This is a genomic window from Pantoea rwandensis (assembly GCF_000759475.1).
Taxonomy (GTDB): Bacteria; Pseudomonadota; Gammaproteobacteria; order Enterobacterales; family Enterobacteriaceae; genus Pantoea; species Pantoea rwandensis_B.
The window spans coordinates 680010-701448 of the sequence record NZ_CP009454.1; the positions used below are offsets into that span (position 1 = coordinate 680010).

General features: G+C 53.4%; 13 protein-coding genes, 4 tRNA genes and 3 rRNA genes. 17 read left to right on the top strand and 3 right to left on the bottom strand.

Annotated features, from left to right (window positions below):
• Positions 1-5: 5 nt before the first annotated feature.
• The 9 genes from btuB (at position 6) to LH22_RS03055 (ending at position 8698) form a co-directional block, all read left to right on the top strand.
• Positions 6-1883, top strand: a complete 1878-nt coding sequence (gene btuB, locus LH22_RS03015; RefSeq protein ID WP_038644118.1) for a TonB-dependent vitamin B12 receptor BtuB — start codon at positions 6-8, stop codon at positions 1881-1883.
• The gene (gene murI, locus LH22_RS03020) at positions 1828-2679 is read left to right on the top strand and encodes a glutamate racemase (RefSeq protein WP_038644120.1); all 852 of its coding nucleotides are present in this window, start codon (positions 1828-1830) and stop codon (positions 2677-2679) included. Before btuB ends, murI begins: the two co-directional genes overlap by 56 nt.
• Before the next feature lie 397 nt (positions 2680-3076).
• Positions 3077-4616, top strand: a 16S ribosomal RNA gene (locus LH22_RS03025).
• A 74-nt stretch (positions 4617-4690) separates the two neighbouring features.
• Positions 4691-4767 (top strand) — tRNA-Ile (locus tag LH22_RS03030).
• Positions 4768-4909: 142 nt separating this feature from the next.
• A tRNA-Ala gene (locus LH22_RS03035) sits at positions 4910-4985 on the top strand.
• Between the two features lie 202 nt (positions 4986-5187).
• Positions 5188-8094 (top strand): 23S ribosomal RNA (locus tag LH22_RS03040).
• A gap of 226 nt (positions 8095-8320) precedes the next feature.
• A 5S ribosomal RNA gene (gene rrf / locus LH22_RS03045) occupies positions 8321-8436 on the top strand.
• The 16S, 23S and 5S rRNA genes sit together here with 4 tRNA genes alongside, the layout of an rRNA operon.
• Before the next feature lie 102 nt (positions 8437-8538).
• A tRNA-Asp gene (locus LH22_RS03050) sits at positions 8539-8615 on the top strand.
• A gap of 7 nt (positions 8616-8622) precedes the next feature.
• A tRNA-Trp gene (locus LH22_RS03055) sits at positions 8623-8698 on the top strand.
• A 126-nt stretch (positions 8699-8824) separates the two neighbouring features.
• Here the strand turns inward: LH22_RS03055 and hdfR are convergent.
• Positions 8825-9646 (bottom strand): HTH-type transcriptional regulator HdfR, encoded by an 822-nt coding sequence (hdfR, locus tag LH22_RS03060; protein ID WP_034820037.1) that lies wholly within the window; start codon positions 9644-9646, stop codon positions 8825-8827.
• Positions 9647-9767: 121 nt separating this feature from the next.
• Here hdfR and LH22_RS03065 point away from each other — a divergent pair, with 121 nt between their 5' ends.
• Positions 9768-10106: a DUF413 domain-containing protein gene (locus tag LH22_RS03065; protein ID WP_034820034.1), complete on the top strand. Its 339-nt coding sequence runs from the start codon at positions 9768-9770 to the stop codon at positions 10104-10106.
• Positions 10107-10136: 30 nt separating this feature from the next.
• Here the strand turns inward: LH22_RS03065 and LH22_RS03070 are convergent, their stop codons facing one another.
• Positions 10137-11657, bottom strand: coding sequence for a YifB family Mg chelatase-like AAA ATPase (locus tag LH22_RS03070; RefSeq protein WP_038644123.1), 1521 nt, complete (start codon positions 11655-11657; stop codon positions 10137-10139).
• A gap of 327 nt (positions 11658-11984) precedes the next feature.
• Here LH22_RS03070 and ilvL point away from each other — a divergent pair, with 327 nt between their 5' ends.
• From ilvL to ilvA, 6 genes are all read left to right on the top strand, one after another.
• Complete coding sequence (gene ilvL / locus LH22_RS20005) at positions 11985-12083, top strand: ilv operon leader peptide (protein WP_071531048.1); 99 nt, start codon at positions 11985-11987, stop codon at positions 12081-12083.
• A gap of 149 nt (positions 12084-12232) precedes the next feature.
• Complete coding sequence (ilvG, locus tag LH22_RS03075) at positions 12233-13879, top strand: acetolactate synthase 2 catalytic subunit (protein ID WP_038644125.1); 1647 nt, start codon at positions 12233-12235, stop codon at positions 13877-13879.
• On the top strand, positions 13876-14133 hold the full coding sequence (ilvM, locus tag LH22_RS03080; RefSeq protein WP_034820026.1) for an acetolactate synthase 2 small subunit: 258 nt from the start codon (positions 13876-13878) through the stop codon (positions 14131-14133). The genes ilvG and ilvM overlap by 4 nt, the downstream gene beginning before the upstream one ends.
• Positions 14134-14151: 18 nt before the next feature.
• The gene (locus LH22_RS03085; RefSeq protein ID WP_034820022.1) at positions 14152-15081 is read left to right on the top strand and encodes a branched-chain amino acid transaminase; all 930 of its coding nucleotides are present in this window, start codon (positions 14152-14154) and stop codon (positions 15079-15081) included.
• Between the two features lie 61 nt (positions 15082-15142).
• Positions 15143-16993 carry a dihydroxy-acid dehydratase gene (gene ilvD / locus LH22_RS03090; RefSeq protein WP_038644127.1) on the top strand — a complete coding sequence of 617 codons (1851 nt, stop codon included), beginning with the start codon at positions 15143-15145 and terminating at the stop codon, positions 16991-16993.
• Positions 16994-16999: 6 nt separating this feature from the next.
• Positions 17000-18547, top strand: a complete 1548-nt coding sequence (gene ilvA / locus LH22_RS03095) for a threonine ammonia-lyase, biosynthetic (RefSeq protein ID WP_038644129.1) — start codon at positions 17000-17002, stop codon at positions 18545-18547.
• Here ilvA and ilvY read toward each other — a convergent pair whose 3' ends face one another.
• On the bottom strand, positions 18548-19429 hold the full coding sequence (gene ilvY, locus LH22_RS03100; protein WP_034820008.1) for an HTH-type transcriptional activator IlvY: 882 nt from the start codon (positions 19427-19429) through the stop codon (positions 18548-18550).
• Between the two features lie 161 nt (positions 19430-19590).
• Between ilvY and ilvC the strand changes: the two genes are divergently transcribed.
• On the top strand, positions 19591-21066 hold the full coding sequence (ilvC, locus tag LH22_RS03105) for a ketol-acid reductoisomerase (protein WP_038644132.1): 1476 nt from the start codon (positions 19591-19593) through the stop codon (positions 21064-21066).
• Positions 21067-21439 lie beyond the last annotated feature (373 nt).

A 21439-nucleotide genomic window follows, 5' to 3' on the forward strand; every position in this document is an offset into this window, starting at 1 on the left:
CAACAATGAATAAAAGCAAAACTACGCTGTGTGCCTTCAGTGCAACGGCGCTTTCACTCTGGGCTGCGTATGGCTACGCTCAGGATGATGATACGCAAATCGTCACCGCTAACCGTTTCGCCCAGCCGGTTTCATCGGTGCTGGCGCCAACCACCGTTGTCACCCGTGAAGAAATCGATCGCTGGCAGGCAAAAAGCCTGACTGATGTGATGCGCCGTTTACCGGGCGTGGATATCGCGCAGAATGGTGGCCTTGGTCAATCCAGCTCAATGTTCATTCGCGGTACCAACTCCAGCCATGTGCTGGTGCTGATTGACGGTATTCGTCTCAATCAGGCGGGTATTTCTGGTTCATCTGACCTGAGCCAGATTCCGCTGTCACTGGTGCAGCGCATTGAATATATCCGTGGCGCGCGTTCAGCGGTTTATGGTTCGGATGCGATTGGCGGGGTGGTGAACATTATTACCGGCCGCGATAAAGCAGGTACCACGTTGACGGCGGGTGTCGGTTCCAATGGCTACCAAAGTTACGATGGTTCCACGCAGCAAATGCTGGGCGATGCCACAAAACTCACCATGGCGGGTAATTATACCTACACCAAGGGTTACGACGTGGTGGCCAACTTGCCTGACGTTTACGGCGATCCCGCGCAGAAAGATCGCGATGGTTTTATGAGTAAATCGATATACGGTTCACTGGAGCATCAGTTTAGTGATGAACTGAGTGGCTTTGTGCGTGGTTATGGTTTTGATAATCGCACGGCTTACGACGGTACCTATAGCTATGACAGTAGTTTCAATCTTCTGGGATTAGCTGATACACGCCAACTCTACAGCCAGACCTGGGATACCGGGCTGCGATTCAACCATGACATCTATTCAACTCAGTTAATTGCCAGCTATAGCCGCAGTAAAGACTATAACTATGATCCACGTGTCGGCCGATATGGCCCAGCCACCACGCTTGATGATAGTAAACAGTACAATCTGCAGTGGGGTAACACGCTGCAATTAGGCCAAGGCACGGTCAGTGGTGGCGTAGACTGGCAGAAACAGACTACGGAACCGGGCACTGCTTATGTAACCAATAGCACTGAACTGCGTGACACCGGTATTTATGCCACCACTCAGCAAAAGTTTGGCGACGTAACCGTTGAAGGTGCAGTGCGTGGTGATGACAATAGCCAATTCGGTTGGCATACCACCTGGCAGACGGGGACATCTTGGGAATTTGTTGACGGCTATAGCGTGTTCGCCAGCTACGCAACCGCTTACAAGTCGCCACAGCTCGGGCAATTGTATGGCTCCTATGGTAACAGCGATCTGAAACCCGAGCAGAGTAAGCAATGGGAGGGGGGCTTTGAGGGGCTTACAGGTCCAGTGAACTGGCGTGTTTCTGGTTACCGTAATGATATCGACAACCTGATCGATAGCGACCCATCCACCTATATTTATTACAACATTGATAAAGCGCGTATTAAGGGCGTTGAAGCCACGGCATCATTTGATACGGGCCCATTAAGCCATCAAATCTCTTACGACTATGTTGACGCACGTGATGCAGCAACTAACCAGCAACTCGTACGCCGTGCCAAACAACAGGTTAAGTACCAGCTTGATTGGACTCTCTATGACTTCGATTGGTCTGTGACATATCACTACCTTGGCGATCGCTACGATACCGATTACAACCACTCCTATACTGCACAACGTATTAAATTAGGCGGTGTAAGCTTGTGGGATCTCGCAGTCTCGTATCCGGTCACATCACAACTCACCGTTCGTGGTAGAATTGCCAACCTGTTCGATAAAGACTACGAGACAGTGTATGGCTATCCAACTCCAGGAACGGAGTATTACCTCAGCGCCAGCTACAGCTTCTGATCTGCGTCCCACCGTGCTGGTGTTTGACTCCGGCGTCGGTGGGCTCTCCGTCTATGATGAGGTCCGGCAGTTATTGCCGGATCTTCACTATTTATACGCCTTTGATAATGAAGGTTTCCCTTACGGTGAAAAAACCGAAGACTTTATTGTCGAGCGTGTGGTTGCTGTGGTTGAGGCGATGACAAAACGCTTCCCGCTGGCATTAGTCATTATTGCCTGTAACTCGGCCAGCACCGTTTCTTTACCTGCACTGCGTGAGCGATTCGAGTTTCCTGTTGTGGGTGTTGTGCCGGCGATTAAACCTGCCGCTCGTCTCACGCGTAATGGTGTCGTGGGATTACTGGCAACGCGCGGCACGGTAAAACGTCCTTATACTCATGAGCTGGTGGCGCAGTTTGCGCGCGAGTGCAAAATTGAAATGCTGGGTTCTGCTGAACTGGTAGAGCTGGCGGAAGCGAAACTGCATGGTGAAGAGGTGGAACTCTCTGATGTGCGCCATGCTGTGCAACCCTGGCTTCGCATGAAAGAGCCACCTGACACTGTCGTCCTGGGATGTACGCACTTCCCTCTATTGCGTGACGAGCTGCAAATGGTACTGCCTGAAGGCACGCGGTTAGTGGATTCCGGTGCAGCCATTGCACGCCGCACAGTATGGTTATTAGAACATGAAGCGCCGCACGTCGTTTCTTCTGGTCAGAATATGGCATTCTGCACGCTGATGGATGAGGAGGCGGTGCAATTATCACCGGTTCTACGGCGTTATGGCTTCCCATTGCTGGAAAAACTGGCGATTTAGTGGGGTTTCGACGAAAAAAACAGCACTCAGAATTTAATTTGCATTTAGCGCTTGTCAGCCCAAAAGAAATCCCTATACTGCGCCTCCACTGACACGGAACAACGGCTTACGAAGCGAAGTGTTCAGGAGGTGGTCTTCAAGGCAACCTTCAGAAAAGCAAAAAATAAATGCTTGACTGAGAATGCGGAAGGCGTAATATACGCATCCCGCGCCGCTTGAGAAATCGCGGCACTGCTCTTTAACAATTTATCAGACAATCTGTGTGGGCACTCGCAGGATTGATATCAACGTCTCCGGACGTAAAAAATATCAAGTCTCACGAGTGAACACATAATGAAATTCATTATGACGTTTTACAGATGAGCATCGCTGAACTTGTTTCAGCAAATCAAACTTTAAATTGAAGAGTTTGATCATGGCTCAGATTGAACGCTGGCGGCAGGCCTAACACATGCAAGTCGAACGGTAGCACAGAGAGCTTGCTCTTGGGTGACGAGTGGCGGACGGGTGAGTAATGTCTGGGAAACTGCCCGATGGAGGGGGATAACTACTGGAAACGGTAGCTAATACCGCATAACGTCTTCGGACCAAAGTGGGGGACCTTCGGGCCTCACACCATCGGATGTGCCCAGATGGGATTAGCTAGTAGGTGGGGTAAAGGCTCACCTAGGCGACGATCCCTAGCTGGTCTGAGAGGATGACCAGCCACACTGGAACTGAGACACGGTCCAGACTCCTACGGGAGGCAGCAGTGGGGAATATTGCACAATGGGCGCAAGCCTGATGCAGCCATGCCGCGTGTATGAAGAAGGCCTTCGGGTTGTAAAGTACTTTCAGCGGGGAGGAAGGCGTTAAGGTTAATAACCTTGGCGATTGACGTTACCCGCAGAAGAAGCACCGGCTAACTCCGTGCCAGCAGCCGCGGTAATACGGAGGGTGCAAGCGTTAATCGGAATTACTGGGCGTAAAGCGCACGCAGGCGGTCTGTCAAGTCGGATGTGAAATCCCCGGGCTTAACCTGGGAACTGCATTCGAAACTGGCAGGCTAGAGTCTTGTAGAGGGGGGTAGAATTCCAGGTGTAGCGGTGAAATGCGTAGAGATCTGGAGGAATACCGGTGGCGAAGGCGGCCCCCTGGACAAAGACTGACGCTCAGGTGCGAAAGCGTGGGGAGCAAACAGGATTAGATACCCTGGTAGTCCACGCCGTAAACGATGTCGACTTGGAGGTTGTGCCCTTGAGGCGTGGCTTCCGGAGCTAACGCGTTAAGTCGACCGCCTGGGGAGTACGGCCGCAAGGTTAAAACTCAAATGAATTGACGGGGGCCCGCACAAGCGGTGGAGCATGTGGTTTAATTCGATGCAACGCGAAGAACCTTACCTACTCTTGACATCCAGCGAATTCGGTAGAGATACCTTAGTGCCTTCGGGAACGCTGAGACAGGTGCTGCATGGCTGTCGTCAGCTCGTGTTGTGAAATGTTGGGTTAAGTCCCGCAACGAGCGCAACCCTTATCCTTTGTTGCCAGCGGTTCGGCCGGGAACTCAAAGGAGACTGCCAGTGATAAACTGGAGGAAGGTGGGGATGACGTCAAGTCATCATGGCCCTTACGAGTAGGGCTACACACGTGCTACAATGGCGCATACAAAGAGAAGCGACCTCGCGAGAGCAAGCGGACCTCATAAAGTGCGTCGTAGTCCGGATTGGAGTCTGCAACTCGACTCCATGAAGTCGGAATCGCTAGTAATCGTAGATCAGAATGCTACGGTGAATACGTTCCCGGGCCTTGTACACACCGCCCGTCACACCATGGGAGTGGGTTGCAAAAGAAGTAGGTAGCTTAACCTTCGGGAGGGCGCTTACCACTTTGTGATTCATGACTGGGGTGAAGTCGTAACAAGGTAACCGTAGGGGAACCTGCGGTTGGATCACCTCCTTACCTGAAGATACCTTCCCGCGCAGTGCTCACACAGATTGTCTGATAGAAAAGTAACGAGCAGAAAAAACCTCTACAGGCTTGTAGCTCAGGTGGTTAGAGCGCACCCCTGATAAGGGTGAGGTCGGTGGTTCAAGTCCACTCAGGCCTACCAAATTTCTTCTCATGCTGCGTTAAAGCGCCGCTCGTATAGCTCACTATACGTCGCGACCCTTTTACTTGCCTGAAAAGAAATTACCGTTTGAAAAAGCGGAACTCCTGGTGAGTGGTAGTAGTGGTCTCTGCAGTAACTGTATGGGGCTATAGCTCAGCTGGGAGAGCGCCTGCCTTGCACGCAGGAGGTCAGCGGTTCGATCCCGCTTAGCTCCACCATTACAGTGACTCAAAACAATACTTCAGAGCGTACCGGCAACGGTGTGCTGCGAAGTATTATGCTCTTTAACAATCCGGAACAAGCTGAAAATTGAAACGACACGTCGCGTTCATTCTCCGTAATAAGAATGAATAAACGATGTGTTCGAGTCTCTCAAATGCTTGCAGTCTGCATGCGTTGTAAAACGCCTGTGGGTTGTGAGGTTAAGCGACTAAGCGTACACGGTGGATGCCCTGGCAGTCAGAGGCGATGAAGGACGTGCTAATCTGCGTAAAGCGTCGGTAAGGTGATATGAACCGCTACAGCCGACGATGTCCGAATGGGGAAACCCGGTGCACTCTGTGCATCATCGCAACATGAATACATAGTGTTGCGAGGCGAACCTGGGGAACTGAAACATCTAAGTACCCAGAGGAAAAGAAATCAACCGAGATTCCCCCAGTAGCGGCGAGCGAACGGGGAGCAGCCCAGAACCTGAATCAGTTTGTGCATTAGTGGAAGCGTCTGGAAAGTCGCAGGGTACAGGGTGATACTCCCGTACACAAAAATGCACATACTGTGAGTTCGAAGAGTAGGGCGGGACACGTGGTATCCTGTCTGAATATGGGGGGACCATCCTCCAAGGCTAAATACTCCTGACTGACCGATAGTGAACCAGTACCGTGAGGGAAAGGCGAAAAGAACCCCGGCGAGGGGAGTGAAACAGAACCTGAAACCGTGTACGTACAAGCAGTGGGAGCCTGATTTGTCAGGTGACTGCGTACCTTTTGTATAATGGGTCAGCGACTTATATTCTGTAGCAAGGTTAACCGTATAGGGGAGCCGCAGGGAAACCGAGTCTTAACTGGGCGTTAAGTTGCAGGGTATAGACCCGAAACCCGGTGATCTAGCCATGGGCAGGTTGAAGGTTGGGTAACACTAACTGGAGGACCGAACCGACTAATGTTGAAAAATTAGCGGATGACTTGTGGCTGGGGGTGAAAGGCCAATCAAACCGGGAGATAGCTGGTTCTCCCCGAAAGCTATTTAGGTAGCGCCTCGTGAACTCATCTTCGGGGGTAGAGCACTGTTTCGGCTAGGGGGCCATCCCGGCTTACCAACCCGATGCAAACTGCGAATACCGAAGAATGTTATCACGGGAGACACACGGCGGGTGCTAACGTCCGTCGTGAAGAGGGAAACAACCCAGACCGCCAGCTAAGGTCCCAAAGTCATGGTTAAGTGGGAAACGATGTGGGAAGGCACAGACAGCCAGGATGTTGGCTTAGAAGCAGCCATCATTTAAAGAAAGCGTAATAGCTCACTGGTCGAGTCGGCCTGCGCGGAAGATGTAACGGGGCTAAACCATGCACCGAAGCTGCGGCAGCGACACTATGTGTTGTTGGGTAGGGGAGCGTTCTGTAAGCCGTTGAAGGTGTGCTGTGAGGCATGCTGGAGGTATCAGAAGTGCGAATGCTGACATAAGTAACGATAAAGCGGGTGAAAAGCCCGCTCGCCGGAAGACCAAGGGTTCCTGTTCAACGTTAATCGGAGCAGGGTGAGTCGACCCCTAAGGCGAGGCTGAAAAGCGTAGTCGATGGGAAGCAGGTTAATATTCCTGCACTTGGTGTTACTGCGAAGGGGGGACGGAGAAGGCTAGGTTATCCGGGCGACGGTTGTCCCGGTTTAAGCATGTAGGCGGAGAGTTTAGGTAAATCCGGACTCTTTTTAACGCTGAGGTGTGATGACGAGCCACTACGGTGGTGAAGTAACTGATGCCCTGCTTCCAGGAAAAGCCTCTAAGCTCCAGGTAACACGAAATCGTACCCCAAACCGACACAGGTGGTCAGGTAGAGAATACCAAGGCGCTTGAGAGAACTCGGGTGAAGGAACTAGGCAAAATGGTGCCGTAACTTCGGGAGAAGGCACGCTGGCGCGTAGGTGAAGGGACTTGCTCCCCGAGCTGAAGCCAGTCGAAGATACCAGCTGGCTGCAACTGTTTATTAAAAACACAGCACTGTGCAAACACGAAAGTGGACGTATACGGTGTGACGCCTGCCCGGTGCCGGAAGGTTAATTGATGGGGTTATCCGCAAGGAGAAGCTCTTGATCGAAGCCCCGGTAAACGGCGGCCGTAACTATAACGGTCCTAAGGTAGCGAAATTCCTTGTCGGGTAAGTTCCGACCTGCACGAATGGCGTAATGATGGCCAGGCTGTCTCCACCCGAGACTCAGTGAAATTGAAATCGCTGTGAAGATGCAGTGTACCCGCGGCAAGACGGAAAGACCCCGTGAACCTTTACTATAGCTTGACACTGAACATTGAGCCTTGATGTGTAGGATAGGTGGGAGGCTTTGAAGCGTGGACGCCAGTCTGCGTGGAGCCAACCTTGAAATACCACCCTTTAATGTTTGATGTTCTAACGTAGGCCCGTGATCCGGGCTGCGGACAGTGTCTGGTGGGTAGTTTGACTGGGGCGGTCTCCTCCCAAAGAGTAACGGAGGAGCACGAAGGTTGGCTAATCCTGGTCGGACATCAGGAGGTTAGTGCAATGGCATAAGCCAGCTTGACTGCGAGAGTGACGGCTCGAGCAGGTGCGAAAGCAGGTCATAGTGATCCGGTGGTTCTGAATGGAAGGGCCATCGCTCAACGGATAAAAGGTACTCCGGGGATAACAGGCTGATACCGCCCAAGAGTTCATATCGACGGCGGTGTTTGGCACCTCGATGTCGGCTCATCACATCCTGGGGCTGAAGTAGGTCCCAAGGGTACGGCTGTTCGCCGTTTAAAGTGGTACGCGAGCTGGGTTTAGAACGTCGTGAGACAGTTCGGTCCCTATCTGCCGTGGGCGCTGGAGAATTGAGGGGGGTTGCTCCTAGTACGAGAGGACCGGAGTGAACGCACCACTGGTGTTCGGGTTGTCATGCCAATGGCATTGCCCGGTAGCTAAGTGCGGAAAAGATAAGTGCTGAAAGCATCTAAGCACGAAACTTGCCCCGAGATGAGTTCTCCCTGACCCCTTGAGGGTCCTGAAGGGACGTTGAAGACGACGACGTTGATAGGCCGGATGTGTAAGTGCAGCGATGCATTGAGCTAACCGGTACTAATGACCCGTGAGGCTTAACCTTACAACGCCAGAGGCGTTTTTTGAGAGACGCAACAGATTTTCAGCTTGATTCATCCGGATAAAAGAATTAGCGATGTCCTGCGGACTTAAGTCCGAAGGATTTTGCGCTGAGGCAAGGCGCCGACCGAGACGGAACGAAGGAGCATACTGAAGTATGTGACTGAGTTACGCGAGGGAGAGCAACGCAGCATCAGCACAAAAGACACAGGACATGGCACCAAGATTTGCCTGGCGGCTGTAGCGCGGTGGTCCCACCTGACCCCATGCCGAACTCAGAAGTGAAACGCCGTAGCGCCGATGGTAGTGTGGGGTCTCCCCATGCGAGAGTAGGGAACTGCCAGGCATCAATTTAAGGCTCATTCATGAGTCGTGACCTTTCAAGTGACGCTGAAAGGGTGAAACACCCAGATTCAGAACGATTTTCTGATTTTGGTACAGAATCGGTGGAGCGGTAGTTCAGTTGGTTAGAATACCTGCCTGTCACGCAGGGGGTCGCGGGTTCGAGCCCCGTCCGTTCCGCCACCCTTTTAGGGGCGTAGTTCAATTGGTAGAGCACCGGTCTCCAAAACCGGGTGTTGGGGGTTCGAGTCCCTCCGCCCCTGCCAGAAAACAATCCTTTGCTTCGGCAAAGGATTTTTTTTGTCCAAAATTTGGCATTTACCTCATAAATTCGCCAGTGAAAAGGGTTTGAGTTTCACTGCGCGACACTCAAACCCCTCTCAATTTCTGCTTTATTGCGTCAATACTGGAAATTTAAGCAGCTGACGAATATGCGCCTGTTGATCGCTATTCTGCAGCCACACCGCATAGAGTGGGCGAACGGCAACGGGTGTATCTGGAATAACCATCAAATCACTATAAATGCTGTGCCATGAATCCGGTAAAAACGCGCAAGCGCCGGTAGTGTGCAGTAATTCACGTGTCACATGCGCTGAAGTTGTGGTCAATACTGGCACATCATCACTGGATAAATAACTTTCATGTTGATGAAAATCCGCACCCCATTCCAGTTTAATGTAATCATATTTTTCACGTTTCTCAGTCTTACGTGCACGGAAGAGCGCGAGTGAAATATGACCAATCTGTTGGCTGGTTAATTCATCCATTTTGGGCGCTTCGGTGGTGATTAAAAGATCCAATTGACGCTCATGTAATTGCTTTACCAGCAAATGCCGTTGTGCGATACGTGCTTCAAGATGAAGGCTTTCACGGTTCTCATAAAGCGTTTTTAACCAAGGGGTTAGATAAGCTTCCCACAACGACGCGCTGGCGCCTATCGATAGCTCATGATGCTGTTGTGTATGTGAAACTTCCTTTTTGGCCATCAGCCAGGTACTCATCAGGCTCTCTGCATAGGGTAATAAACGCTCACCCGCAGAGGTCAGCCGAATATTATTTCGATGACGGGTGAAAAGGTTGACTCCTAACTGATTTTCCAGCTGACGAATGCGAAAACTAACGGCAGATTGCGTGAGGTAAAGCGCTTCAGCAGCACGCCCGAAATGGCGTGTTCTGCTCACTTCGAGGAAAGTTTTCAGTAATTCCGTATCCACAGCATTCTCCCAAAAAATGTTTGTCGTACTGATTTAAATGTTTTGTTTTACACTCTGTCAAGCCTATCTAATACTCCGCGCCATAAATAGCACGGCCATAAGAGAGTCGGGAGCGTGTAAAATGGCGGATAGCTTCGCAACAACAAATCGTTTCTTTGATAACAAACATTACCCTCGTGGTTTTTCACGTCATGGTGATTTCACCATTAAAGAAGCTCAGCTTCTGGAACGCCACGGTTACGCCTTTAATGAACTGGACCTCGCCAAGCGTGAACCAGCGACTGAAGAAGAGCGTTCGTTTTTAGAAGTATGTCGTGGTCTGCGTGAGCCGCAAACGGAAGCTGAACGTGTCTGGTCGAAATATACCGCACGTATTAAGCGTCCTAAGCGTTTCCACACATTGTCTGGCGGTAAGCCGCAGATGGACACTGTGGAAGACTTTAGCGATAGCGATGATTAAAAAATAGCGGGGCTTCTAAAGCCCCGTTTTTTATTCCAGACTGTTGTGCAGAAAGATTAGCAATCGGTCAATGCTGCGATAACCCACCGCCTCCTGCAAATGCTGTCGTGAAATCGTCTCCTCCCCTGCCAAATCGGCAATCGTCCTGGCGACTTTCAAAATGCGTTGCCACGCGCGCACAGAAAGGCCCAACGAATTCAACACAGCTTCCAGCCATATAGCATCGTCCTGTCTCAGTACACAGCACTGGGCAATCTCCGGATTAGATAAATGAGCGTTTATTTTGCCTGCTCGCTCAATTTGCCTCTGACGAGCAGCAAGGACGCGTTTAAGCACTGTCTCGCTGCTCTCACTGACTTCCTGTTTTTGGCTTAAGGTTCCACTGGGTAGCAACGGGATTTCCAGAGACAGATCAAAGCGATCAAGAAACGGACCTGAGAGACGGCTCAAATAGCGCAGCACCTGTTGCGGCGTGCATCGGTTGTGACTGCCTTGATAATGCCCGGTAGGGCTGGGGTTCATGGCGCCAATTAACTGAAAGCGCGCTGGATAAGTGACTTTGGCGCGTGTACGGGAAATTGCGATCTCGCCGGATTCAATGGGCTCGCGTAATGCATCCAGTACCTTGCGGTCAAACTCCGGGAGTTCATCCAGAAACAGGACGCCATTGTGCGCCAGAGAGATCTCACCAGGCCGGGGGAGTGCTCCACCTCCCACTAATGCATACAGCGAAGCGCTGTGATGAGGTGCTCTGAATGGCCTTCTGCGCCACTGATGATGGAGGTTTCGGCTGCTGACCAGGCTATTAATCGCTGCGCACTCCAGCGCTTCCTGGTCGTCTAAGGGCGGCATAATGCCGGGCAGGCGGGTCGCCAGCATCGTTTTCCCTGTGCCGGGCGGTCCAAGCAGTAACAGGTTATGCCCGCCAGCGGCAGTGATCTCCAGGGCGCGACGTCCTTGCTCCTGACCGATGATTTCGCTGAGATCCTGGCTTTCCTGTTGCAGCGCCTCAGGTTGATAATGCGCAACGGTGAGTGTCGATTGGTTATGCAGGAAAGCGCAGATCTCGAGCAGATGTTTACCGACAAGCGTTTCCCCTTGTTGGATCAATCCGACATCCTGTTGATTCTCTTCAGCTAACACCATCTGCCTGCCGGCCTGCAATGCGGCCATCGCTGCTGGAATGGAGGCCTGAACGCCACAGAGCGCGCCGTTCAGTGCTAACTCCCCCAGGAATTCATAGTGAGCCAGTTTCGCGTCAGGAAGCTGCTCTGAGGCCGCGAGAATCGCAATGGCGATGGGAAGGTCGTAGCGTCCTCCCTCTTTTGGCAGATCGGCGGGGGCCAAATTGATGGTGACGCGTTTAGCAGGGAAGGTGAATCCGCTATTGATAATGGCACTGCGCACCCGTTCCCGCGCTTCCTTCACCGTGGTTTCAGGCAAGCCAACCAGCGTTAAAGCGGGCAAGCCCTTGCTGATATGCACCTCAACCGTTACTAATGGCGCCTGCACACCGAGCGCCGCGCGAGTGAGAACCTTTGATAAAGACATAACCACTCCTTGTTGTCTTCATCATGCGAGGAGTAAATTCAGATTGCGAATGCGATTTAAAAACATCAGCGCCGGGTTCCAGTGAATCGACGGTTTTTACATTGTTTTCGCCGCAATTGAGGTCGATATCGCAGAAATAACAGAGAGGTTACGCAGTGTGCGTAATGAAAATTTTTCACAACTAAAAATAACCTTTAACTTACAAGGCGATAACCCACACCCATCGCTTGCGTCATAAAAAAACATTATGAAAATAATTGTCAATGCGTAGATAACTATGGTAACTCTGTAGGTATTACTTCGAACAATCGAAAAAACAGACAACACATGAAAGCCCTTCTACAAGTGATTAGCCTAGTCGTGATTAGCGTGGTGGTGATTATTATCCCACCGTGCGGGGCATCGCTTGGAGAAAGAAAGGCTTAAAAATCAAGCCCGGAATTCCAAAAACCCCCGCACCGAAAGGTCCGGGGGTTTTTTTTCGACCTGGCTAAATATCAGCGAATCAGCGAGGAACAGATTATGAGCAGTAGCATAAAATTCTGTTGTTCCACCAGGAATACAGGAGAATAACGATGACAGGTGCACAGTGGGTAGTTCAGGCTTTACGCGCGCAGAGTGTCGACACAGTGTTTGGCTATCCTGGCGGCGCAATCATGCCAGTGTACGATGCGCTCTACGATGGCGGCGTGGAACACCTACTGTGTCGTCATGAACAAGGTGCAGTGATGGCGGCAATCGGTTATGCGCGTGCCACCGGTAAGACCGGCGTTTGTATTGCCACTTCCGGCCCCGGCGCCACCAACCTGATCACCGGTTTAGCAGATGCGTTTATGGATTCAATCCCGGTTGTCGCGATCACCGGTCAGGTTTCATCTGCGTTCATCGGCACCGATGCCTTCCAGGAAATCGACGTTCTCGGCCTGTCATTAGCCTGCACCAAGCACAGTTTCCTGGTTGAATCCCTCGAAGATTTGCCTTCCGTGATGGCCGAAGCCTTTGCCATCGCCCAGTCTGGCCGTCCCGGTCCGGTTCTGGTGGATATCCCGAAAGACATCCAAATTGCCAGTGCCGATTTAACCCCACACTTGCTGCCGGTTGAAGAGGCGATCAGTCACTCGCCAGAGCATATCGCGGAAGCCCGCGCATTGATGGCGCAGTCGCATAAGCCAATGCTGTATATCGGCGGCGGTGTTGGCATGGCACAAGCGGTGCCTGCATTACGTGCCATGGCTGAAGCAACCGGCATCCCAACGGTGTCCACGTTGAAAGGCCTGGGAAGCGCAGACGCCAGCAGCGATCTCTATCTCGGCATGTTGGGTATGCACGGCACCAAAGCTGCCAACCTTGCCGTGCAATCCTGTGATTTGCTGATTGCCGTTGGTGCGCGCTTCGACGACCGCGTGACCGGCAAATTAGACACCTTCGCCCCGCATGCGAACGTCATTCATATCGATATCGATCCGGCCGAGTTGAACAAACTCCGTCGCGCGCACGTTTCGTTGCAAGGTGATTTGAACCAGGTGCTGCCCGCGTTGAGTATGCCAATGCAGATTGAAGGCTGGCGCACCGAAGTTAAAGCGATGAAAGCCGAGTTTGACTGGCGTTACGATCATCCAGGCGAGGCCATTTACGCGCCGCTGCTGCTGAAACAGCTCTCCGATCGTAAAGAAGACAGCGCCGTAGTCACCACCGATGTTGGGCAGCATCAGATGTGGGCTGCGCAGCATATGAGCTTCACCGCGCCAGAAAACTTCATCACCTCCAGCGGCCTGGGCACCATGGGCTTCGGTCTGCCTGCCGCCATCGGTGCGCAGGTTGCTCGCCCGGAAGACACCGTGATCTGCGTGTCAGGTGATGGCTCAATCATGATGAACATCCAGGAACTGGGCACCATCAAACGCGGCAAGCTGCCGGTGAAAATCCTGCTGCTGGATAACCAACGTTTGGGCATGGTGCGTCAGTGGCAGCAGCTGTTCTTTGATGGTCGCTACAGCGAAACCATCCTCACCGATAACCCCGATTTCCTCACGCTGGCCAGCGCCTTTGATATCCCAGGCCAGCACATTAGCCGTAAAGATCAGGTCGACGCCGCGATAGATGCTCTGCTGAACAGTGAAGGTCCTTACTTCCTGCATGTTTCGATTGATGAGCATGAGAACGTCTGGCCATTGGTACCACCGGGTGCCAGCAACGCAAACATGATGGAGAAAACCGCATGAATCAGCATCAATTGTCTATCGAAGCCCGCTTCCGCCCTGAAATATTGGAGCGCATTTTGCGTGTCGTCCGCCACCGTGGCTTCCAGGTGTGCTCGATGAACATGGCATCTGCGATCAACGCTGAGAACATTAATATCGAGATGACCGTTGCCAGCCAGCGTTCTGTCGATTTACTGTCTTCGCAGTTAAGCAAACTTATGGATGTCGCCTGTGTCGAGATCCAGCAACAGACATCACAACAAATCCGCGCTTAGTCGCCAAAGGAAATAGCAATGAGTACGAAGAAAGCAGACTTTATTTGGTTCAACGGGGAGATGGTTAAGTGGGAAGACGCCAAGGTCAGCGTCATGTCTCACGCACTGCACTACGGTACTTCAGTGTTTGAAGGCGTACGTTGCTACGACTCACACAAAGGCCCAGTGGTGTTCCGTCACCGTGAACACATGCAGCGTCTGCACGACTCCGCCAAAATCTATCGTTTTCCTATCGCCGCCTCTGTTGATGAGTTGATGGAAGCGTGCCGCGAAGTGATTCGTGTGAACAAACTGAAAAGCGCTTACATTCGTCCATTGGCGTTTGTTGGCGACGTAGGCCTGGGTGTGAACCCACCAGATGGCTACACCACCGACGTGATCATCGCTGCTTTCCCATGGGGTGCTTACCTGGGTGCTGAAGCACTGGAAAACGGTATCGATGCGATGGTGTCTTCATGGAACCGTGTTGCACCGAATACCCTGCCAACCGCGGCTAAAGCTGGTGGTAACTACCTCTCCTCACTGTTAGTTGGCAGCGAAGCGCGTCGCCACGGTTATCAGGAAGGTATCGCTCTCGACACCAACGGCTATATTTCAGAAGGTGCTGGCGAAAACTTGTTCGAAGTGAAAGATGGCATTCTGTTCACACCACCGTTCACTTCTTCAGCACTGCCGGGCATCACTCGTGACGCCATCATCAAACTGGCGATTGATCTGGGTATCGAAGTGCGTGAGCAAACGCTGTCGCGTGAATCTCTGTATCTGGCTGATGAAGTGTTCATGTCGGGTACTGCGGCAGAAATCACCCCGGTACGTAGCGTTGACGGCATTCAGGTCGGTGCGGGCAAACGCGGTCCAGTGACCACCAAAATTCAGAGCGCATTCTTCGGCCTGTTCACGGGCGAAACCGAAGACAAGTACGGCTGGTTGGATCAAGTTAATCCATAACAAGACAGTAACGCGGGTGCCGCTGCGCCCGCGTCATATTTCAGACTGGAGTAAATAGAGCATGCCTAAGTACCGTTCTGCCACCACCACCCATGGTCGTAACATGGCGGGTGCACGCGCCTTGTGGCGCGCCACAGGAATGACCGACGCCGATTTCGGTAAACCGATTATCGCCGTGGTTAACTCATTCACCCAATTCGTGCCGGGCCACGTGCACTTGCGCGATATGGGCAAGCTGGTGGCTGAGCAAATCGAAGCCGCCGGTGGTGTCGCCAAAGAGTTCAACACCATCGCGGTGGATGACGGTATCGCCATGGGTCATGGCGGCATGCTGTATTCACTGCCTTCGCGCGAGCTGATCGCCGATTCCGTGGAGTACATGGTGAACGCGCACTGTGCCGATGCCATGGTGTGTATCTCTAACTGCGACAAAATCACCCCCGGCATGCTGATGGCATCACTGCGCCTCAACATCCCAGTGATCTTTGTGTCCGGCGGTCCGATGGAAGCTGGCAAGACCAAACTGTCAGACAAAATCATCAAGCTGGACCTGGTTGATGCGATGATTCAGGGGGCTAACCCGAACGTCAGCGATGAAGACAGCGATAAAATCGAACGCTCTGCGTGCCCAACCTGTGGTTCTTGCTCAGGCATGTTTACCGCGAACTCGATGAACTGTCTGGCGGAAGCGCTGGGTCTGGCACAGCCGGGCAACGGTTCACTGTTGGCGACCCACGCCGACCGTAAAGAACTGTTCCTCAACGCCGGTAAGCGCATCGTTAGCCTGACCAAAAAGTATTACGAGCAGGATGATGAGCGCGTACTGCCACGCAACATCGCCACCAAAGCCGCGTTTGAGAACGCGATGACGCTGGATATCGCCATGGGCGGTTCCACCAACACCGTTCTGCACCTGCTGGCAGCGGCGCAGGAAGGCGAAATCGAATTCAACATGTCGGATATCGATCGCCTGTCGCGCAAAGTGCCGCACCTGTGCAAAGTGGCACCGAGTACGCCGAAATATCACATGGAAGATGTGCACCGTGCCGGTGGCGTTGTCGCGATTCTGGGCGAGCTGGATCGTGCCGGGCTGATCGACACCAGTGCGCGCAACGTTCTGCAGCAGAGCATGCGTGAAACCCTGGATCAGTACGACATCATGCTGACCCAAGACGAAGCCGTGAAGAAAATGTTCCGCGCGGGCCCAGCGGGTATCCGCACCACCCAGGCCTTCTCACAAGACTGCCGTTGGGACACGCTGGATGATGACCGTGAAAATGGTTGTATCCGTACCCGCGAACACGCGTTTTCTCAGGATGGCGGTCTGGCCGTGCTGTACGGCAACATCTCTGAAGATGGCTGTATCGTAAAAACCGCCAGCGTTGACGCTGAGTTGCTGACCTTCAAAGGCCCGGCAAAAGTTTACGAAAGCCAGGATGATGCGGTAGAAGCGATCCTCGGCGGCAAAGTTGTGGCTGGCGATTGCGTTGTCATCCGTTACGAAGGGCCAAAAGGCGGTCCGGGCATGCAGGAAATGCTCTATCCGACCACCTATCTGAAATCCATGGGCTTGGGTAAAGCTTGTGCGTTGATCACAGATGGTCGCTTCTCCGGCGGTTCTTCCGGTCTCTCTGTTGGTCACATCTCACCTGAAGCGGCGAGCGGCGGCACCATTGCGCTGATCCAGGATGGCGACATGATTGAGCTGGATATCCCGAACCGTCGTATCCATCTGGACCTGCCGGACAACGAAATCCACGCTCGTCGTGAAAAAGAGTTGGCGCGTGGCGAAGCGGCTTACACCCCGCACAACCGCGAACGTGCCGTCTCCTTCGCGCTGCGTGCTTATGCATCACTCGCGACCAGTGCTGATAAAGGCGCGGTGCGCGATAAGTCCAAGCTGGGAGGCTAACAACGAATGGCTGAGTCTCAACCGCTACCCGCGTCGCCTAACGGCGCGGAGTATTTGCGCGCGGTGCTGCGTGCGCCTGTGTATGAAATTGCGCAGGTCACGCCGCTGCAAAAAATGGAAAAAATTTCATCGCGTCTCGGCAACACCATTTTGGTGAAGCGTGAGGATCGCCAGGCTGTACACAGCTTCAAGCTGCGTGGGGCCTACGCGATGATTGCCGGACTGACCGAAGAGCAAAAAGCACGCGGCGTGATTACGGCTTCGGCCGGTAACCACGCACAGGGTGTGGCACTTTCGGGGAGTCGGCTTGGCATCAAATCACTGATTGTGATGCCGGTGGCCACGGCAGACATCAAGGTTGATGCAGTGCGCGCATTTGGCGGTGAGGTTTATCTGTTTGGTGCTAACTTCGACGAGGCAAAAGCCAAAGCCATCGAGCTGGCCGAGCAGCAGGGTTACACCTTTGTGCCGCCGTTTGACCATCCGGCAGTGATTGCCGGGCAGGGCACGCTGGCGATGGAACTGCTGCAACAAGATGCACATATCGATCGCGTGTTCGTGCCGGTCGGCGGTGGTGGCCTGGCAGCTGGCGTGGCGGTGCTGATCAAACAGCTGATGCCGCAGATCAAAGTGATCGCGGTAGAGTCGGAAGACTCAGCCTGTCTGAAAGCGGCGCTGGATGCGGGCGAGCCGGTGGATTTGGCGCGTGTCGGCTTGTTTGCTGAAGGTGTGGCGGTGAAGCGCATCGGCAACGAGACTTTCCGTCTGTGCAAAGAGTATCTCGATGACATCATCACTGTGGATAGCGATGCCATCTGCGCGGCAGTGAAAGACTTGTTCGAAGATGTGCGTGCGGTAGCGGAACCTTCGGGTGCGCTGGCGCTGGCGGGCATGAAGAAGTACATCCAGCAGCACGACATCAAAGGCGAGCGCCTCGCGCACGTCTTGTCGGGCGCCAACGTCAACTTCCACGGTCTGCGCTATGTGTCGGAACGCTGCGAAATTGGCGAACAGCGCGAAGCGTTGCTGGCGGTAACGATTCCCGAACAGCAGGGCAGTTTCCTCAAGTTCTGCCAGACGCTGGGTGGCCGATCGATCACCGAGTTTAACTACCGTTATGCGGATGCCGATAACGCCTGCATCTTCGTCGGCGTGCGTTTAACGCGCGGTCTGGAAGAGCGCAGCGAGATCATCAGTCAACTGAATGAGAGTGGCTATAACGTCGTGGATCTGTCGGATGACGAGATGGCGAAACTGCATGTGCGCTACATGGTGGGCGGTCGTCCGTCGAAACCGTTGCGCGAACGTCTGTTTAGCTTTGAGTTCCCGGAAGCACCCGGCGCGCTGCTGAAATTCCTGCAGACGCTGGGCGCGCACTGGAATATCTCGCTGTTCCACTATCGCAGCCACGGCACCGATTTTGGTCGTGTGCTGGCGGCCTTCGAAGCCAACGATCAAGAGCCGGATTTTGAAACGCATCTCACGGCGTTGGGCTACGAATGGCACGATGAGGCGAACAACCCGGCGTTCCGTTTCTTCCTCGCTGGGCAGTAGTTACAGCAGGTTCCAGAAAGCACTGATAAGCGGCTCCCCGAGCCGCTTTTTTTGTACACAGACGCCCAGTTCCAGCGGCGCGACCGACTCCACATTCTCCAGCGTCAGTACGCGATTGCGTACCGGCTCCGGGCTGTTCTCCAGCACCACATCTGGCAGCAGCGCAATACCACATCCCAGCGCCACCATTGAGACAATCGCCTCATGCCCGGACACCGTGGCATAAATTTGCGGATTGGGGATGCGATGGCGACGGAACCACAAATCGATACCGCGCCGCACCGGGCCTTGTTCCGGCACAATAAACGGAATCTGCGACCAATCAGGTTGCGCCTGTGTGGCCTGGCTGCGCACCGCACACGGCAGGGCGGGCGCGATCAGCACCAGCGGAAGAATGGCGAGCGGCGTGAAGTCGATGCTGGCGGGCAGCGATTCCGGACGTCCGGCAATGGCCAAATCTGCCTCGCCAGATTGCACCATCTCAATTGCGTCGGCGGCATCGCCGGTGGTGAGTTTGATTTCCACCTGCGGATGTTCGGCGCGGAAGCGGTCGAGAATCGGCGGCAAATGGCTGTAAGCGGCGGTCACCGAGCAAAATATGCGCAGTTCGCCGCTTAGGGACGGGCCGTTCAGATCCATCACGTGGCGCAGTTGTTGATATTGCAATAAGGTTTGTTGTGCAAACTGCTTGAGGCGTTCACCGGCTTCAGTGAGCGTGACGGTGCGGTTATCGCGCAGAAACAGCGCGTGACCCACATCTTCTTCAAGGCGCTGAATCTGGCGCGATAGCGTGGAGGGACTGACGTGCATAGCACGCGCGGTGCGACCAAAGTGACAGCTTTCGGCCAGATGAAGAAAGAGCTTCAGGTCTCGTAAATCCATGCGCGTTTCACCTCAAAGGGTTGTTGCAAATTCTGCAATGTGACCTTGCTAATATATCAATTTAAGCAATAGATTTCCTGTCATATGATGGGGTCATTCGCGGCACTGAACAGGGTGTCGTTACCGAACAAAAGCAATCACAACATCTAACCGGAGTACCCATGGCTAACTACTTCAACACATTGAATCTGCGCAACCAGTTAGCGCAGTTAGGCAAATGTCGTTTCATGTCACGCGATGAATTCGCGGATGGCGCAAGCTTCCTGAAAGGCAAAAAAGTCGTTATCGTTGGCTGTGGCGCTCAGGGTCTGAACCAGGGCCTGAACATGCGTGACTCCGGTCTGGACATCGCTTATGCACTGCGTGCTGAAGCGATCGCTGAGAAGCGTGCTTCTTTCCGCAAAGCGACCGATAACGGCTTCAAAGTAGGCACCTACGAAGAGCTGATCCCACAGGCGGATCTGGTGGTTAACCTGACGCCAGACAAACAGCACACCGCAGTGGTTCAGGCGGTTCAGCCTCTGATGAAAGATGGCGCAGCGCTGGGTTACTCACACGGTTTCAACATCGTTGAATCGGGCGAAACCATTCGTAAAGATATCACTGTGGTGATGGTTGCACCGAAGTGCCCAGGTACTGAAGTGCGTGAAGAGTACAAGCGTGGTTTCGGTGTTCCAACCCTGATCGCGGTTCACCCAGAAAACGATCCAAAAGGCGAAGGCCTGGCGATTGCGAAAGCTTGGGCTGCTGCAACCGGCGGTGACCGTGCTGGCGTCCTGGAGTCTTCCTTCGTTGCAGAAGTGAAATCTGACCTGATGGGCGAGCAGACTATCCTGTGCGGTATGCTGCAGGCCGGTTCTCTGCTGTGCTTTGACAAGCTGGTGGCTGAAGGTCACGATGCGGCTTATACCGAAAAACTGATTCAGTTCGGCTGGGAAACCATCACCGAATCACTGAAATTCGGTGGTATCACCCTGATGATGGATCGCCTGTCTAACCCGGCGAAAATCCGTGCTTACGCACTGTCTGAGCAGCTGAAAACCATCATGGCTCCGCTGTTCCAGAAGCACATGGATGACATCATCTCGGGCGAATTCTCTTCCGGTATGATGGCTGACTGGGCGAACGACGACAAAAACCTGCTGACCTGGCGTGAAGAGACCGGTGCAACTGCATTCGAGAACGCACCACAGTTCGACGGCAAAATCGAAGAGCAGGAATACTACGATAAAGGCGTTGTGATGGTTGCCATGGTGAAAGCGGGCGTTGAGCTGGCCTTCGAAACCATGATCGACGCAGGCATCATTGAAGAGTCGGCTTACTACGAATCACTGCACGAGCTGCCGCTGATCGCGAACACCATCGCACGTAAGCGTCTGTATGAAATGAACGTGGTTATCTCTGATACTGCAGAATACGGTAACTACCTATTCTCCTTCGCGGCAGTACCGCTGCTGAAAGAGTTCATGACCACGCTGCAGCCAGGCGATCTGGGTAAAGCAATCGAAGGCACTCAGGTTGATAACGCACAGCTGCGTGACGTCAACGAAGCCGTTCGTCAGCACCCAATCGAAGCGGTTGGCCGTAAACTGCGTGGCTACATGACCGACATGAAACGTATCGCGGTTGCTGGCTAAGCCACACGCGACACAGTTTTCAGCATAAGAAGAACCCCGGCTTGCCGGGGTTTTTTTATGCCTGAACAGATAGCTTCCCGCAGCCAATAACTAAAAAACGCGACTAAGCCGCAATGCCATGGCGATAACGCAGCCTGGGTCCGCTTAGGGTCTGGCGTCCTCGCGCCGCTAACGCGGTGCCCTCACGTCATTCGTCTGCCTGACGGAACGGCGGGGGATGGCACATCCCTGTGCCGCCCCGCCTTTCGCCCGCGTCCTGCGGGCTATCCTGGCATACTCATTCTGTTCGGCGCTGCGGATTGCCCGCCCCTAAGCGGCCCCAGCCTGCTCCTGAACTTTTGTGCGTTTTGTTAAAAAGGTCACAATGCGTATG

Excerpts from the sequence above, each read along its gene's own strand:
- btuB (WP_038644118.1), top strand. The coding sequence starts at position 6 with ATGAATAAAAGCAAAACTACGCTGTGTGCCTTCAGTGCAACGGCGCTT.
- murI (WP_038644120.1), top strand. The coding sequence starts at position 1,828 with ATGGCTATCCAACTCCAGGAACGGAGTATTACCTCAGCGCCAGCTACA.
- LH22_RS03065 (WP_034820034.1), top strand. The coding sequence starts at position 9,768 with ATGGCGGATAGCTTCGCAACAACAAATCGTTTCTTTGATAACAAACAT.
- LH22_RS03070 (WP_038644123.1), bottom strand. The coding sequence starts at position 11,657 with ATGTCTTTATCAAAGGTTCTCACTCGCGCGGCGCTCGGTGTGCAGGCG.
- ilvL (WP_071531048.1), top strand. The coding sequence starts at position 11,985 with ATGAAAGCCCTTCTACAAGTGATTAGCCTAGTCGTGATTAGCGTGGTG.
- ilvG (WP_038644125.1), top strand. The coding sequence starts at position 12,233 with ATGACAGGTGCACAGTGGGTAGTTCAGGCTTTACGCGCGCAGAGTGTC.
- ilvM (WP_034820026.1), top strand. The coding sequence starts at position 13,876 with ATGAATCAGCATCAATTGTCTATCGAAGCCCGCTTCCGCCCTGAAATA.
- LH22_RS03085 (WP_034820022.1), top strand. The coding sequence starts at position 14,152 with ATGAGTACGAAGAAAGCAGACTTTATTTGGTTCAACGGGGAGATGGTT.
- ilvD (WP_038644127.1), top strand. The coding sequence starts at position 15,143 with ATGCCTAAGTACCGTTCTGCCACCACCACCCATGGTCGTAACATGGCG.
- ilvA (WP_038644129.1), top strand. The coding sequence starts at position 17,000 with ATGGCTGAGTCTCAACCGCTACCCGCGTCGCCTAACGGCGCGGAGTAT.
- ilvY (WP_034820008.1), bottom strand. The coding sequence starts at position 19,429 with ATGGATTTACGAGACCTGAAGCTCTTTCTTCATCTGGCCGAAAGCTGT.
- ilvC (WP_038644132.1), top strand. The coding sequence starts at position 19,591 with ATGGCTAACTACTTCAACACATTGAATCTGCGCAACCAGTTAGCGCAG.